Origin of the sequence: Marinifilum fragile JCM 15579 (assembly GCF_001310955.1) — a bacterium.
Taxonomy (GTDB): Bacteria; Bacteroidota; Bacteroidia; order Bacteroidales; family Marinifilaceae; genus Marinifilum; species Marinifilum fragile.
This window is the reverse complement of record NZ_BAZX01000040.1, coordinates 1-16,175: the sequence shown is the minus strand read 5'-3', so window position 1 is coordinate 16,175 and position 16,175 is coordinate 1. Positions and strand designations below refer to the sequence as shown.

The 16,175-nt window shown below is 34.7% G+C and carries 15 protein-coding genes and 2 tRNA genes; 6 read left to right on the top strand and 11 right to left on the bottom strand.

Annotated features, from left to right (window positions below; translation table 11 throughout):
* Nucleotides 1–16: 16 nt before the first annotated feature.
* The 9 genes from JCM15579_RS18440 to JCM15579_RS18405 form a co-directional block, all read right to left on the bottom strand.
* A complete protein-coding gene (locus JCM15579_RS18440; protein ID WP_157471552.1) occupies nucleotides 17–376 on the bottom strand; it encodes a hypothetical protein in 360 nt (119 codons plus the stop codon).
* Between the two features lie 106 nt (nucleotides 377–482).
* Entirely contained in the window at nucleotides 483–1,583 is a 1,101-nt protein-coding gene (locus JCM15579_RS18435; protein ID WP_054722530.1) for an AI-2E family transporter, read from the bottom strand.
* Between the two features lie 133 nt (nucleotides 1,584–1,716).
* Nucleotides 1,717–4,170, bottom strand: a complete 2,454-nt coding sequence (gene lon / locus JCM15579_RS18430) for an endopeptidase La (protein ID WP_054722570.1) — start codon at nucleotides 4,168–4,170, stop codon at nucleotides 1,717–1,719.
* 171 nt (nucleotides 4,171–4,341) lie between these two features.
* The gene (locus tag JCM15579_RS18425; RefSeq protein ID WP_054722528.1) at nucleotides 4,342–5,532 is read right to left on the bottom strand and encodes a GlmU family protein; all 1,191 of its coding nucleotides are present in this window, start codon (nucleotides 5,530–5,532) and stop codon (nucleotides 4,342–4,344) included.
* 180 nt (nucleotides 5,533–5,712) lie between these two features.
* A complete protein-coding gene (locus JCM15579_RS18420) occupies nucleotides 5,713–5,964 on the bottom strand; it encodes a type B 50S ribosomal protein L31 (protein WP_054722526.1) in 252 nt (83 codons plus the stop codon).
* Between the two features lie 87 nt (nucleotides 5,965–6,051).
* Nucleotides 6,052–7,266, bottom strand: coding sequence for an N-acetyltransferase (locus JCM15579_RS18415; protein ID WP_174888100.1), 1,215 nt, complete (start codon nucleotides 7,264–7,266; stop codon nucleotides 6,052–6,054).
* A gap of 36 nt (nucleotides 7,267–7,302) precedes the next feature.
* A complete protein-coding gene (locus JCM15579_RS22075) occupies nucleotides 7,303–7,725 on the bottom strand; it encodes a Bax inhibitor-1/YccA family protein (protein WP_218186236.1) in 423 nt (140 codons plus the stop codon).
* Nucleotides 7,725–8,063: a Bax inhibitor-1/YccA family membrane protein gene (locus tag JCM15579_RS22070; RefSeq protein WP_218186235.1), complete on the bottom strand. Its 339-nt coding sequence runs from the start codon at nucleotides 8,061–8,063 to the stop codon at nucleotides 7,725–7,727. Before JCM15579_RS22070 ends, JCM15579_RS22075 begins: the two co-directional genes overlap by 1 nt.
* Before the next feature lie 127 nt (nucleotides 8,064–8,190).
* Nucleotides 8,191–8,865: a DNA alkylation repair protein gene (locus JCM15579_RS18405; RefSeq protein WP_054722524.1), complete on the bottom strand. Its 675-nt coding sequence runs from the start codon at nucleotides 8,863–8,865 to the stop codon at nucleotides 8,191–8,193.
* A 121-nt stretch (nucleotides 8,866–8,986) separates the two neighbouring features.
* On the opposite strand from JCM15579_RS18405, the gene JCM15579_RS18400 reads away from it, so the two are divergent.
* The 6 genes from JCM15579_RS18400 to JCM15579_RS18375 all read left to right on the top strand — a co-directional run bounded on the left by JCM15579_RS18400 (nucleotide 8,987) and on the right by JCM15579_RS18375 (nucleotide 15,063).
* Nucleotides 8,987–9,062 (top strand) — tRNA-His (locus JCM15579_RS18400).
* 18 nt (nucleotides 9,063–9,080) lie between these two features.
* Nucleotides 9,081–9,156, top strand: a tRNA-His gene (locus tag JCM15579_RS18395).
* A 320-nt stretch (nucleotides 9,157–9,476) separates the two neighbouring features.
* The gene (locus JCM15579_RS18390; protein WP_054722522.1) at nucleotides 9,477–10,718 is read left to right on the top strand and encodes a radical SAM protein; all 1,242 of its coding nucleotides are present in this window, start codon (nucleotides 9,477–9,479) and stop codon (nucleotides 10,716–10,718) included.
* 208 nt (nucleotides 10,719–10,926) lie between these two features.
* Complete coding sequence (locus JCM15579_RS18385) at nucleotides 10,927–12,867, top strand: GNAT family N-acetyltransferase (protein WP_054722520.1); 1,941 nt, start codon at nucleotides 10,927–10,929, stop codon at nucleotides 12,865–12,867.
* Between the two features lie 155 nt (nucleotides 12,868–13,022).
* Nucleotides 13,023–14,396 (top strand): 30S ribosomal protein S6--L-glutamate ligase, encoded by a 1,374-nt coding sequence (rimK, locus tag JCM15579_RS18380; protein WP_054722519.1) that lies wholly within the window; start codon nucleotides 13,023–13,025, stop codon nucleotides 14,394–14,396.
* A gap of 259 nt (nucleotides 14,397–14,655) precedes the next feature.
* The gene (locus JCM15579_RS18375; protein WP_054722517.1) at nucleotides 14,656–15,063 is read left to right on the top strand and encodes a DUF2391 family protein; all 408 of its coding nucleotides are present in this window, start codon (nucleotides 14,656–14,658) and stop codon (nucleotides 15,061–15,063) included.
* Nucleotides 15,064–15,089: 26 nt separating this feature from the next.
* On the opposite strand, the gene mscL is transcribed toward JCM15579_RS18375, so the two are convergent.
* Nucleotides 15,090–15,524 (bottom strand): large-conductance mechanosensitive channel protein MscL, encoded by a 435-nt coding sequence (mscL, locus tag JCM15579_RS18370; RefSeq protein ID WP_054722515.1) that lies wholly within the window; start codon nucleotides 15,522–15,524, stop codon nucleotides 15,090–15,092.
* Between the two features lie 200 nt (nucleotides 15,525–15,724).
* Complete coding sequence (locus JCM15579_RS18365) at nucleotides 15,725–16,135, bottom strand: sensor histidine kinase (protein ID WP_054722512.1); 411 nt, start codon at nucleotides 16,133–16,135, stop codon at nucleotides 15,725–15,727.
* Between the last annotated feature and the right edge of the window lie 40 nt (nucleotides 16,136–16,175).

Genomic DNA, 16,175 nt, shown 5'->3' with positions numbered 1-16,175 from the left:
GAATCATCCTTGTTTGTTATTTAACTCTTAAATATTGTATTGTTGATTTTTCAGGATCTTTAGAGTCTGATCCTAATCCTATTGTGTCATTATTTATAAACTCAACTTTAAATTCCTTATTAGTCCCCAATCCATAAGTAGCAAATAATGCACTTCCTATTTTCTTCTCTGTTAATCTAAACTGTGAATTTGAAGACCTTTTAATATTAATAACCCATGTCTCGTTTGGTTCCACAAAAAATCTTACATACTTATTATCGTTTATCTCAACAACTTTACCTATTAAACTTCCAGAATCGGTTTTCTTTATCTCGATCTTGATACCTTCTAGCATCGATCTTCCTTTTAATTCCCAAGTTCCTATGAATTTATCCATTGAAACCTTTTTCATACTTTCTGTATCACAAGAAGACATGGAAGTAAGCAGACTAGTTAGAAGAAAAAAATTAATAATTAGTATTCTGATTTTCATATTTCTATAATTAAATATTCTGTGTTAATTTCTTTACAAATCGATATTGATTAAAGAACTCTTTGGCAATCACACGCATAATCGTGTAAGATGGTATCGCTAGCATCATTCCAATAATTCCTGCCATACTTCCTGCCATAATAATTACAATGAAAATTTCCAGTGGATGTGCATTCACACTATTGGAATAAATTAAGGGTTGGAACAAAACGTTATCGATAATTTGAACACAAGCAAAAACCAATGCCATATATCCAAGCAATGGTAAAATTTCAGCATAAAAATCAGCATGTATATTGGTTGCAATTCCTATAATCATTCCGAATATGGCTCCAATTATTGGCCCAATGTAAGGAATCACATTCATTATTCCTGCAAAAAGCCCAATTACCACTGCAGTTCCAAAAGGCAAACCAACTATACTCAAGCCAATGGTAACCAGAAATCCAACCAATATTACTTCAAAGAATAACCCCACAAAGTAACGCATCAGTAGGTTTTTAATTGAGTCCAATACATGAAGTACCCCTTCTTCGTGTTTTGCTGGTACCATTAAAACTACACCACTGGTAAACAAACTGCTATCCTTTAAAAAGAAAAAGGTAATGAATGAAATGGAGAAGAGCGCAATAAATATGTTTCCCAATGTACCTGCCAGAGATCCAAATATCGATGACACATCAGAAATCTTTACAAAAGAAGTAAAATTATCAATTACAACAGCTTTCAGGTTAAAATTGTCTCCTTCCGCAGAATATTTTGCAATTAATGTTTCGAGATTTTTAATAGGTTCTTCCAAACTGCGAGCTGCCGCATTTACGTCGATGGTAGATAATTCTTCGGCCTGATCAGCAACCATTGGGATAAAGGTTCGAAAAAATATTACCATTACAAACCAAAGTAATATCAAGGTAATTCCTGCCGATAAAGCAGGTGGACAGGTCCATTTCTTGATTTTTACTTTGTTCAAAAAATCAACAACAGGTCGACCAATAAAAGATAATACTACCGAAATTAAAATGTAAGTAACAATATTACTAAAATACCAAACCATTATGCCTAATATGATTAGACCAATGGCTACCAAAATATATTTCCCTTTTCCGTTCATTCTTGAAAAGCAATTAAATGTGTAATATCAGTAAGGAATAACCGAACTTAAAAGTAAGAATTTTTATGACACAAAGGTCTAAAAAAGAAAAAGGCTCTCGATTTGAGAGCCTTTATTCTAATTCTTATCCTGATTATATTTTCAGTGGGTTCTTAACTTTCTGCTTCATTAAAGCAATATCAAGAACTTCCATAATCTCATCTACAAAATGGAATTTTAATCCTTTTAAATAAACATCCTTAATTTCTTCGATATCTTTCTTATTCTGGTTACAAAGAATAATCTCCTTAATTCCAGCACGCTTGGCTGCAAGGATTTTTTCCTTAATTCCACCAACTGGCAACACTTTACCTCGTAAGGTAATCTCACCAGTCATAGCAAGATTTTTCTTCACTTTACGCTGTGTAAATGCTGAAGCCATTGCTGTTACCATAGTTACACCTGCTGATGGTCCATCTTTTGGAATTGCTCCTTCAGGAACGTGAACATGAAGATTCCACTCATCAAAAGCTTCTTTCTTAATGTCCAAAGAATCACAGTGTGCATGCAAGTATTCCTGAGCCAACAATGCAGACTCTTTCATTACATCACCAAGATTTCCTGTTAAGGTCAATTTTCCTTTACCTGCAGAAAGACTTGATTCAATGAATAGGATTTCACCTCCTACCGAAGTCCATGCCAAACCTGTAACAACACCAGCATAATCGTTACCCTGATACTTCTCACGGTTGAACATTTCTGCTCCCAAATACTCCTTCAAATCTTCTGTTTTAAGATTGATATCGTATTTTTCATCCATGGCAACCTTACGAGCCACTCTACGCATAATTTTAGCAATACGTTGATCTAATGCACGAACACCAGATTCACGAGTATATTTATCAACCACCTCAGCAATTACTTCTTTCGATATTTTAATATGATCTGAGGTAATTCCATGATTTTCCATTTGCTTAGGAATCAGGTGACGTCGAGCAATTTCAACTTTCTCTTCCTGAATGTATCCACTAACATCAATCATTTCCATACGGTCGCGAAGTGGTGCTGAAATAGATCCAACATTATTCGCAGTTGCAACAAACATCACTTTCGATAAATCGTAATCTACCTCAAGGAAATTATCGTGGAAAGCATTGTTTTGCTCTGGATCCAATACCTCAAGCAATGCAGAAGATGGATCTCCTCTAAAATCACTGCCTACTTTATCAATCTCATCCAATATGAATACTGGATTCGATGATCCAGCTTTCTTCATGCCTTGAATGATACGACCTGGCATTGCACCAATATATGTTTTTCTGTGTCCACGGATTTCTGATTCATCGTGCAATCCACCCAAAGACATTCTGACATACTTTCTGTTTAAAGATTCAGCAATCGATTTTCCCAATGATGTTTTACCAACCCCTGGAGGTCCGTAAAGACATAAAATTGGAGATTTCAAATCACCTTTCAACTTAAGCACTGCCAAGTGTTCAATGATACGATCTTTTACTTTCTCCAATCCAAAGTGATCATTATCAAGAACCTTTTGAGCATGCTTCAAATCGAAATTATCCTCGGTATATTCATTCCAAGGTAAATCCAATAATTCCTGCAAATAATTCAACTGAACTGAATACTCAGCTGCAGCTGGATTCAATCTTTGCAGTTTCTTTAACTCTTTCTCAAATGTATTAGCTACTTCTTCAGACCAGTTCTTATCCTCGGCTTTTTCTTCCAGCTCCATGATATCCTGATCGTTTGGACTTCCGCCCAATTCATCCTGAATGGTTTTCATTTGCTGGTGCAACAAGTATTCTCTTTGCTGCTGATCCATATCAGTCTTCACTTTCGACTGAATATCATCTTTCAACTCCAAAACCTGAACTTCACGAACCAAATATTCAAGAAGTTTCATTGCTCTATCGCGAATATTATCAAACTCAAGCAATCTTTGCTTCTGACTATGTTTTATTTCTGAGTTACTAGAAATAAAGTTGATCAAGAACGATGAACCTTCGATGTTCTTAATTGCGAATGAAGCCTCGTTAGGAATTTGAGGTGATAACTTAATTACCTTAATGGCAATATCCTTAACCGAAGAAACCAAAGCTTTATACTCGTTATCTTCAACCTCAGGGCGCTGATCCTTGATTGTTCTGATACGACCTACATGAAATGGTTCTTCACTAATAATCGCTTCAAGCTCGAAACGTTTTTTACCCTGAAGAATTACCGTAGTGGTCCCATCAGGCATTTCAAGAATCTTGATAATTTGAGCCACGGTACCAATTTTATTGATATCCTCGAAGTGTGGTTCTTCAACATTCAAATCCATTTGAGAAGCTGCCCCTAACATTCCTTTGTTGTTATAAACCTCGCGAACCAACTTCAACGATTTTTCTCTACCAACAGAAATTGGAATTACAACTCCTGGAAATAAAACTGTATTTCGAAGAGGTAGTATTGGCAAAGTGTCAGGCACCTGCAACTCATCCAATGCACTCTCATCCTCATCGGTTATAATTGGAATAAAATCCGAATCTTCATCCATCATATTCGACAAAACTATATCACTAATATTGAATTCTATCTTACTACTCATTATCTCGTCTGCCTTTCTTACATTATATCTGTAAAGGAAGTAAGTTTTTATTAAACTGATATGACAAAATGTCGCTTCCTCTAAAAAAAAAATTGCTGCTATGTACTTGGCAATCCCTGTGCCAAACAAAAAAGTCCTCACGATTATTTGTAAGGACTCTTCTTTTATTCTCTAAAATGATTTTCTATACTCTTTCGTCACTTCAAAAATGTGAGACAGAATCCTCTTTTCTACATCATCAAATTCCTTTCCCCTGCGTTTCATAACCAAATCGGCAACCTCAAAGGTTGCATTTAAACGATACTCTTTAAATCCATGATTTCCTCCCATAGAGAAGGACGGAATAAAATTGCGAGGGAAACCCGAACCAAATACATTTGCACTCACCCCAATTACTGTACCTGTATTTAGCATGGTATTGATTCCAAGTTTGGAATGATCACCCATTATGGTGCCACAAAACTGTAGGCCTGTTCTTGCAAAATTCTCAGTTACATAGTTCCATAGTTTAACCTGCGAATAATTGTTCTTCAGGTTAGAATTATTGGTATCTGCTCCAATATTACACCATTCGCCAAGAACCGCATTACCCAAGAAACCATCATGTGCTTTGCTTGAATAACCAAACAATACCACATTATTCAATTCTCCTCCACACTTACAATAAGGGCCAAGTGTTGTTGCGCCGTATACTTTTGCTCCCAATTTAAGCTCTGCATGTTCGCACATTGCCAAAGGTCCTCTAACCAAAACACCTTCCATGATCACAGCATCTTTACCAATATAAATTGGTCCTTCTTGTGCATTTAAAGTGGCAAATTCAATTGTTGCTCCTTCTTCAATAAAAATATTCTCCTTGCCCAACACATTCACCGTATCCGAAATGTTTTGAGATTCTCTTCCATCGGTAAGCAAAGCAAAATCCTGACGAAGGATTTTATCGTTTAATGAGAAAATATCGTAGGTTTTGTGAATTCGATCAAATTCTCCTGAGAATTCGATTGTATTCACATCTTCTAATTTCTCTTTTTGTACCAGCGCGATCTCATCTGCATTTAAGCAAGCTGCAATCACAATATCATTTGCGATTAAGAAATCTCCATCCTTTAAATTCTGAATAGCTTCAATTAATTCCTTATTTGCTATAACAGATCCATTGATTAAAATGTTCGTATCCTCGTTTTGCAAAGGATATTTTTCGCTCAAATACTCTTGAGTTAAAAAGCTACATTCAGTATTTAATAAGCGTTCCCATTTCTCGCGTATGGTAGTAATTCCGATGCGAACTTCGGAAACAGGACGAGTAAATGTAAGAGGAAGCAATTCGTTCCATGCTCCATCATCAAAAAGAATATAATTCATTGCAGTAGTAATAGTAAATCCTGAAAGGATTCGTGTGTTTCAAATTTTATGTATGGTCAAAAATACAAAAAAAGAGTTGAATAACTTGCTTTAATAATACATAGCAATTCTTCGCTCAGAAATCTGCACAAAAAAAAAGCTCCGAATATCGGAGCTTTTTTTCTATAGTAATTTTTGATCTTACTTCTTGAACTTCTTGTAACGGTTCATGAACTTGTCTACACGTCCAGCAGTATCTACCAAAGTCATCTTACCAGTATAGAATGGGTGAGATGTATTAGAGATCTCTAATTTTACCAATGGGTACTCAACGCCTTCAAATTCGATAGTTTCTTTAGTGTTAGCAGTAGACTTCGCTAAAAAAACAGTTTCGTTAGACATGTCTTTAAAAGCTACCAAACGGTAGTTTTCCGGATGTATTCCCTTTTTCATTTTAAATATCCTTTAAATTTCTTATAATCTTCTTCCAATGGAGTGCAAAGGTAGATATTGTAATTTATTTTGCAAAGAATTATTTAATTATTCTGCACTTTCCTTCGCTTTTTTCCTCTTCGCCTTATCTCCTCTGTTTTCCAGAGGGATAATAGGTGTTCGATGAAAAGGCTTATTCGGATCGAAAAGATATCTGTAAGTGAAATGAGTCTTCATTTTAACCCCACCAACCGATTCGTAAATAGAGATCATCTTCGGATTGAAATCACCCACCCACGACAATTCTAGTTCATTGTAATGTGGTTTGCGTTGCATCACCTTGTCCATATGCCAGAAAATTGCCGACTCAACACCAAATCTTTGATATTTCGGCACAACTCCCATAATCGTAATACGAGCTCGAGTAATTGTTTTTCTTTTTAGATAATACAAGAACTTTAACTTGTTCCAGAGGTTAAATTTCCCATTCATCTTTATCAGGATCTGATTGATATCAGGCATCGCAACAAAAAAAGCAATTGGCTTTCCTTCATGATAGGCAAACCAAATGAATTCCTCTTCAATCACTCCTTTCCCTTCTCTGGCAATCTTTCTAAGATCTTCAGGATCTATTGGCGAAAAATTATCATGAAATTTCCAGGCTTCATTGTATACCGCAATAATATCCTGTACATACTTTTCTGCATTATCATATCTGAAATGCTCAAAAGAAAAGCCTGGCTTCTTTGCAATCCACTCAGCTATTTTCCAGAATCGCTCCGGGAATTTCTTTCTTAAGTCAAGATGATAGCTATATTGTTCAAAGAATACTTTAAAACCATACTCTTCGAAAAACTCCTTGTAATATTTCTGATGATATGGCATTCCATATCCCTGAGGAATGAATCCATCTACCAATAATCCCCAGTGATTGTCGTTCTCTCCAAAGTTAACCGGACCATCCATGGCTTCCATGCCATTATCGCTTAGCCAACTTTTAGCCGTATCAAACAAAAGGAACGCTGCCTTTTTGTCATTGATACATTCGAAAAATCCACATCCACCTGTAGGTTGGTCATAGGTATGGGCTTTTTTCTCGTTTATAAAAGCAGCGATACGACCAATGGTATTTCCTTTCTCATCTTGCAGGATCCAACGAATTGCCTTACCATGAGAAAAGAAAGAGTTATTATCTGGATTAAATATCCCTTCAATTTCAACATCTAACGGACGAGCATAGTTAGAGTCATTTTTATACAGCTTCCCAGCCAGGTTTAAAAACTCTGTGCGATGCTTCTGATTTGTAACTTCAATAATATTCACAAGAAACTTCTTAAATAATGGATATCCAAAATTAAATTAATCACGATTGGCAATTTTAGCCAACAATCTTAATAATTCAACGTACAGCCAAATTAAGGTTACCATTAAACCAAAGGCGCCATACCATTCCATATATTTTGGGGCTCCCGATTGAGCTCCTTTTTCTATAAAATCAAAATCCAAAACCAGGTTTAATGCTGCAATCACAACTACAAACAGACTGATACCAATGCTCAATAAACTTGAACCATAATAAAATCCATTTCCGATACCGAACATGTTCATGATCCAGCTTACCAAATAAAATAGCATGATACCACCCGTAGCAGCAACAATTCCTGCCTTAAATTTTTGAGTTACCTTGATTAAACCTGTTTTGTAAGCAAATAACATGGCAAATAAGGTTCCGAAAGTTAAACCTACGGCTTGCATTACGATACCAGGATATGTGGCATTCATTAGTGCGAGATACCTCCTAAAAACAAACCTTCGAACAATGCATAAAAAGGTGCGGTATAAGGTGATGCTTTTGGTTTAAACACAGTTACCAGTGCCAAGATTAAGCCTCCAATAGCTCCTCCTATCATCCAAGGATAAACCGAATAAGTAATTTCTCCAGTACTGGTTACAGAAACCATTCCCCAAGTGAAACTTGCAGCAGCTACCACAAAAAATAGCAACATTGCAATTTTATTCACCGTTCCATTTATGGTCATTGTTTCACCATAAACTTCAGCTCTCGAAGTTTGAAATATTTTTTCACTTAATACCGGATTGGAACTCTTTGTTAATGCCATATATCTTAGTTATTTATCTACAATAATTTTGTAGTTATGATATTATTTAGAGCCTCAAATTTACTCTGTTTAATTCTGATTTCCTAGATTTTTAATCCTTAAGCCTCTTAAATATTCTTAAAATAATCTACAAATCAAGCTCATATTGCAAATCGTCCCATATTTCCTGCCAATTTTCATCCCTGGCACGTAAGTCGTGAACCTTATTGCAAATGGTATCCGCTATCTCTTTGTTCACGCGAACCATTTTACCCAAACTTCTTTTCAACTGATTTCTCAAATAAAACTCATCAATATTGCTTGGAATCATCTCTACAAATTTGAACAACTCATTTACCTTCACCTCATTCTTTTTCATTGCCAGGCGGCCTGAAATAATGATTGCACACAATACTCTTTGGTAATCTTTCGATTGCAACCACTCAGGTATCAATTCATAAACATTTGGCATATTCAGGAATAAATTCATGCTTACCTGCTCTATCAGCTCATTTGAATCCATTTCATCGAACCAACGATTGATTTGTTCTTCATTAACCAGTTCAGGTTCCTCCAACAAACTGGCCAGAATTTTTGTTTCGCGAAATGCTTTTGTCCAAAGTTTATGTGCCAGCAAATGATCTTTCGAATACCCACTTGCCAGCTCCCTAAGGTTAACGATTGTTGCCCCTAATGATTTTTGATAGTTCAAACCATACTTTTTCATTTCATGATGAGTTTCACCATTGCGTAAAATTTGAACTTTCTTAAATATTTCCTGAAAAACTGCTTCTGTTTCCTTATCGTCGATGAAAAATTCCATTTTTTTTAATTTGTTAACTGCCTACAAAGGTAGACTTTATAATTCTTTGGAAATATTTTTTTCATTTTTATTTGGATGATATGTTAGGATTTCTCTATATTTGCACCGCTAACGCGAAAATGGTGGATGTAGCTCAGTTGGTTAGAGCGCTGGATTGTGGTTCCAGAGGTCGCCGGTTCGACCCCGGTCTTTCACCCTATTTTTTTATACTACATGGTGGATGTAGCTCAGTTGGTTAGAGCGCTGGATTGTGGTTCCAGAGGTCGCCGGTTCGACCCCGGTCTTTCACCCTAAAAGAAAAGCAGGTTCTTTTTTGAACTTGCTTTTTTTGTTTATTAAAATTTAGTTTTTCCTCACACTTCAAAAAAATTATTTCAAAATACTTTAATCAAGTAAAAAAACTATATTGCAAGCCTATTTGATTTGAATATGAATCCTCAAAAAGACATACAAAAAACACGATTTGAAATGGAACAATACCTCATGTTCCTATATATTTTCTCTGAGCTTTAACTTCCTGCTCAGACGAAAGTTCGTGTTGTATTCTTTATTTATTCATTTTCATTGGCACAATGGTATCCATGTGCCTATTAAATCATGTATCCGCAAAAATGGAAGCACTTTATGCATGGTTGAATTCATTACAAAACAAAAACAAGAATGAATTCAGTCAATGGCCCCAAATCAAGTGGGCAAACCCTTATATCATTGAGGATTACCAAAGACAAAGAGAGTTCTTGCTCAACAATTTAAAAGACAACTTACTTTACAAGAACACAAAACCTTACTGGAATTATATTTCGAAGGGTTGTGAAATATGTGCATCTGGGAAATGGAGCTGTTTGTTCATTACAAACAAATGCAATGCGAAATGTTTTTATTGTCCAACCCAGCAAACAAGGGACGAGAAACCTTCTACTCAAGGCCTGGACTTTGATGATCCTTATGAGTATGCATCCTACATTAATCATTTGGGTTTTAAAGGTGTGAGTTTTAGCGGAGGAGAGCCTTTTCTTTACTTTGAGAGAACCTTAAAATACCTCAAAGTTTTAAGAGAAAAATGCAGCAAAGATCTTTACATCTGGATATATACAAATGGAATTCTTGTTGATGAATCGAAACTAAAGGCTTTGGCAAATTTAAAACTGAATGAAATTAGATTCGATATTGGGGCTACAGGATTTTCTCTTGATAAAGTTCGAATGGCAAAGGACATTATTCCCAATATTACAATTGAAATCCCTGCAATTCCAGAAGAAAAAGATAAAATCATTGCTCTTTTACCAGAAATGATTAAGGCTGGAGTTCGCAATTTAAATTTACATCATTTAAGGCTTACGCAACACAATGCAACACATTTGGTAAAGCGAGAATATACCATAGATAGCGCTGAACGACCTTTGGTAATAGAATCGGAGCTTGCTGCTTTGGAAATTATAAGTGCAGCCAAAAAATCCGGACTTAATATTGGTATCAACTATTGTTCATTTCACTATAAGAATCGGTTTCAGAAAGCAGGATATCGAAACATAATAAGTGATAAATTACTTCCTGCATCGGAAATAACCAAGAACGGATACATCCGTGATTACAAGGATCATTCCTTAAGTTATTACTCCGTCAAGCTTTTTAATGATTCAGATGAAATCCCATTTGCATCTACTATTAAGATTGGCGAATACAGATACTCATACACAGTAACAAAAGTGTTTGAAGAAAATAAACTATCTTCAAGACAGATTGAAGCAATTGATGAACTATTAAAAAAAGAACCTACTAGTCCACCGATTGATGCATTACTGTTTACAATATGGCAATTTGAATACATAGAAAACGGGCTTAGAGATTGGTAAGGTTAGATCATACCAGATTCTGCAATCTTATTTTTTAAGGCTATGAAGACAAAATACAAAGTCTCAAAGCAATGTTGAAAAATTAGTATTTCTATCAATAGGTTAATAAAATGAAACGTCCATGAGTAAATAATTATTAACTCACACACGAAAATGATTATTTACTCATGGTAAGTTCCATCTGGCAAAAACATGTAAAAATAAACAGATGAAATTACATATTCGTAAAGCAGTAATCAATGATTTAGATTTTTTGGAAGAACTCGAAATGGATGTTTTCCCTGCTTTTCAACAAAATTTAAAACAAAATCTAAGGAAAGGTATCAAAAGTCATTTTCAGGAGGTATTTATCGTTGAAAAAACTTACAATGGACAGCAGGCATTGGGTTCAATATGTCTATTTAAATACAAGCATTCATTAAGAATTTACTCAATAGCAATTGCCCAAAAATATCAAAACAAAGGAATTGGAAATGAGTTGTTAGAATTCATTAAAGACTTTGCAATAAAGAACAATTATAAAAATATCATTCTTGAAGCCAGGCTAAAGAACCAAAAACTAATTAAATGGTATGAATCAAGAGGATTTCAATTCGTAAAAAAAATTGAGAATTATTACTTGAAAGATGAAGATGCAATCAAAATGAAGCTATCTGTTGATAAATACACATTTTGTAAGAATGTCATAATTATCGATCAACCTTATAAATGGGAAGAAAATGCAATTAATGCTAAAGTGATTTCAGTTAAGGAATACATCAATAATCCAATATATCAAAACAATTCTGATTTTAGGATTTATAACTTATGTAGTTCCTATAAATACCAATCTTATGGGTATTATGTGTCGCTTTTAGCCTCAGCCAGAGGACAGAGAATTATTCCCAACATTACAACCATACAGGATCTTAAGATTGCTAATGTTATTCAATCCATAGCCTTCGATTTAGATGAATTTATCAATAAATCTCTATCAGGCAAGAATCCAGAATTATTCTCTTTGAATATTTATTTTGGTCAAACACTTACAAAGGGTTATAAAAATCTGGCTAAAAAATTGTACCAGATCTTTGAGGCTCCTCTGTTTGAGGTAACTTTTGTAAAGAACGATAAATGGCTAATAAAAAAGATTAAAGTCATTAATTTTAAACACATCACGGAAAGTGAGAAGGAGATTGTATATCAATTTGCCTCAAAACACTTTAGCAAAAAAAAACACAATTTTCCCAAATTGATTCACTACAAATACGATGTGGCTGTTCTAATTAACCCAGAGGAAGAAACACCACCATCAAATCAAGAAGCATTGGAGAAATTTAAAATTGCTGCCAATAAGAAAAACGTTTACCTGGAGTTCATTACTAAAACTGATATTGGGAAGATTAATGAATTTGATGCTCTTTTTATTCGGGAAACAACCAACGTGAGTCATTACACCTATGAAGTATCTCGCTTTGCTTATGCTGAAGGCTTAGTTGTTATTGACGATCCCTGGTCAATTATGAAATGTTCCAATAAAATATTTCAGCATGAATTATTTCAGAAGAATAAGATCAATACACCCAAAACAATTGTTTTGGCAAAAAACTCATTCAACAGTAAGCAATTAGATACTTTTTCCTATCCGGTTATTTTAAAGCAACCAGATAGTGCCTTTTCATTAGGTGTTATAAAAGTAAATAACAAAACAGAAGCCTTTGAGCAAATCACCAAACTCTTCAGTAAGTCGGACATGATCATTTGCCAGGAATTCCTTTTCTCGGAGTTTGATTGGAGAATTGGTATATTGGATAACCAAGCACTATTTGCATGCAAGTACTATATGGCTAAAAATCATTGGCAAATCTACAATTGGAAGAATTCTCCAGGCGAAGAATCTGGTGATTATGAGTCGGTTTCCATTTCTCAAGTGCCAGAGAAAATTTTAAAGGTTGCACAAAAGGCTGCATCACTCATTGGAGATGGATTATACGGTGTTGATTTGAAAATAGTAGATAATCAAGTATATGTAATCGAAGTAAATGATAATCCAAATATTGATACTGATGTTGAGGATTCAATCCTGAAAGATAAATTATATGACAAAATAATAGATTCTTTAGTGAATCGAATTGAAATTGCTAAAAACACTCGAAAAATAAGCTTGTGAAGTTGATTTCACATTTAGTGAAGCTGTTTTATCATTGAGAATGAATATAAATTAACTCTCTTACAACACATCACCTTATACAATTGAATAAGAGTGACGTATACAACTACAATGGATATCAATTTTTAATAAAAAAGGTAAAAAAAAATTTAACTATGACCTTAAATAAAGTAATAGTAGGAAGTGAAGAGTGGTGCTCTCTCCCACAGTTAAGAATTCCCGCTATCAAAGCACGTGTGGATTCTGGTGCAAAAACATCATCACTGCATGCGATTAACATTATGGCTTTCAAAAAAGATGGTGTTCCTTGGGTAAGCTTCGATGTTCATCCTTTACAGAACAATGGTAAAACTACAATTCACTGCGAAGCCCCCATTCACGACAGACGTAAAGTAAAAAGCTCAAGTGGATCAAGCGAAGTTCGGTTTGTGATTAAAACCATCCTGTCTATTGCTAATGATTCCTGGGAAGTAGAGATCACACTTACCAACAGGGATAGTATGGGCTACCGAATGCTTTTAGGTAGAGAGGCAATGTCAGGGAAAATGCTGGTTGATCCAGAAGCCTCATGTTTGTTTGGTTCTCATTCAAAAGAATCACTGGATGAGTTTTACTTTACTCACATTATACAAAAGACTGGATTAAAAATAGGCTTATTAGCCAGCAATCCTGAATTGTATAGCAATAGACGAATCATAGAAGCCGGACAAGAAAGAGGACACGAAGTTGAATTTCTAAACATTAAAGATTGTTACATCAAACTTGATGGGCAAAACCCGGAAATGCACTATAGAGGTGGACGCATCCTTAATGATTTCGATGCAATTATTCCAAGAATAAGACCCAGTGCAACCTTTTACGGGTGTGCTTTAACTCGTCACTTTGAGGCCATGGGTGTTTACACGTTAAATTCGGCTTCAGCAATTACTCAATCGAGAGATAAATTGTATGCTTTGCAACTTCTTATTAACAACGGACTTCCTATACCAACAACCGGATTTGCCAATTCGCCCCTCGACACAGATGAATTGATAAAAATGGTTGGTGGTGCTCCTTTAATTGTGAAACTTTTAGAAGGAACACAAGGCAAGGGCGTGGTGCTTGCTGAAACAAAGAAAGCTGCTGAAAGTTTGATTAATGCTTTTAAAAGTTTAAGAGCAAATATCCTTGTACAAGAATTTGTAAAGGAAGCCAACGGTAAAGACATTAGATGTTTTGTGGTAAATGGAAAAGTGGTGGAGAGTGTAATGAGAACTGCAGCTCCAGGTGAATTCCGAGCAAATATACATATGGGTGGAACTGCTGCAATCACCAAAATAACCACACAAGAAAGAAAAATTGCTGTTTTGGCTGCCAAAACAATGGGACTTAAAATAGCAGGGGTAGATATCATCAGAAGCCAGTCAGGTCCATTGCTTCTCGAAGTGAACTCATCACCTGGTTTGGAAGGCATAGAAGGAGCATCAAATAAAGATATTGCCGGAAAGATGATTGAAGCGATTGAAAGAGCCTTGAAATACAAAAAATAAGCTGAAGTATCGCACAGATAACAAAAGCAAGTTCTGTTTGAACTTGCTTTTGTTGTATCATATTCCTTACAAATCTGTCTCTAAAATTAATTTTATAATACCCGTTACTATTCAATCCTGGTAGCTATCGGGAGCACCTTTAGCATTTCTCTAAAAGTACTTTGAATATGTATCGGCATTATACCAGCGCATTTTTACTATTTAAATGGTATAATATTTCTGTATATTTATTACTGATTGATTTTTAAAACCGTTTTGAATGGAAAATATGAGCAAGGACAGCATTAACCTCGAAGATATCGTTCAAGTTATCGTTGGATCATCGGCATTAACAATACCCGTAGCTTTCTCAGAGGAGTCATGGCAATTAAGCGAAACCTTACCTACTTTAAACATTATTATCATCCTGATATTATCCTTGCTATTTATAAACATTTACTCATTTGAAGGAATTTTCCAAGGCAAAATCAAACATAGACTATCTCATTTTGCATTAAGAACATTAATCGATTACGGCGTTACCTTTGTTGTGGTATTTATCATTCTTTTTGCTTTAAACCGAATGCCAATCGTAGAAGAACCTATAATTGCATTTAAAAGAATCATTCTTCTTTCTTTTCCGGCATCGATGGGTGGGGTTATTGTAGACGGCTTTGATAAAGAATAAAAAGCAATTCATACTTATTTCCCGATCTATTCTTTGCTTTCATTTCTTTGCTTTAACAAATCCCTAATTTCTGTGAGCAACTCTATATCCTTAGGTGTACTTACCGTTTCATCTTGCACATCCTCCCCTTTTCGCCTGATGTTATTAATTACCTTTACCACTGCAAAAATGACCAGGGCAATAATGAAAAAATCCAAAGTAACCTGAATAAAGTTCCCATATTTCAACTCCACCAATTCCTGTATGATTTCTCCATTGGTATCCAACTGTTTTTCTTGCAAAACAATACTTAGCGTCTGAAAATTGACCTTTCCAATTACCATACTAAATGTTGGCAATAACACATCATTAACCAAGGACGACACAATTTTATTAAAGGCAACCCCTATTATGATTCCAATGGCCATATCGAACATATTGCCTTTAATGGCAAATTCTTTAAATTCCTTTAGTATCTTCATTTCAATTTCATTAAGATCATCATTCGCAGTATTAAGATATGAAATATATTTCCTAATTATTGCAGTTTAATTTTCTCAACAAAAGAAACAAATCAAAAATCTTCTTCACTATTTTGCACTAGGAGTGAAGAATTACAAATAATCATATAGCATGTTGGCACATTAGGTGTAATTTTTATAATTCTATTCGAAAAAATCTATTATCCCATAAAAATTTGTTTATAAGGAATCGTGAATAAAAATTTTGTACCAACATCTTGCTCCGAATTAAACCATATCTTCCCTCCCAATAACTCCACTAAAGACTTTGTAATTGATAAACCTAATCCAGAACTATTTTTTTTATCCTTAATTTGGTAAAAAGGTTTAAATATATCACCCTTAATTTCATTAGGAATTCCTATACCGGTATCCTCCACGTAAAATTCCAGAAAATTCTTTTTCTTAAAATAGCCCACCTTTATCTCTCCATTTTTTGTGAACTTTAATGCATTTCCAATTAGATTATTCAGAATAACATTCAACTTTAGAGAATCAGTAATTATTTTTGTAGCATTACCTGTTAATCCATATTTTAATACAAGACTAATATTGGCTAATTCACTTTGCATTTAAATATACTTGTACATTCATCGATGAACATATTCAAAT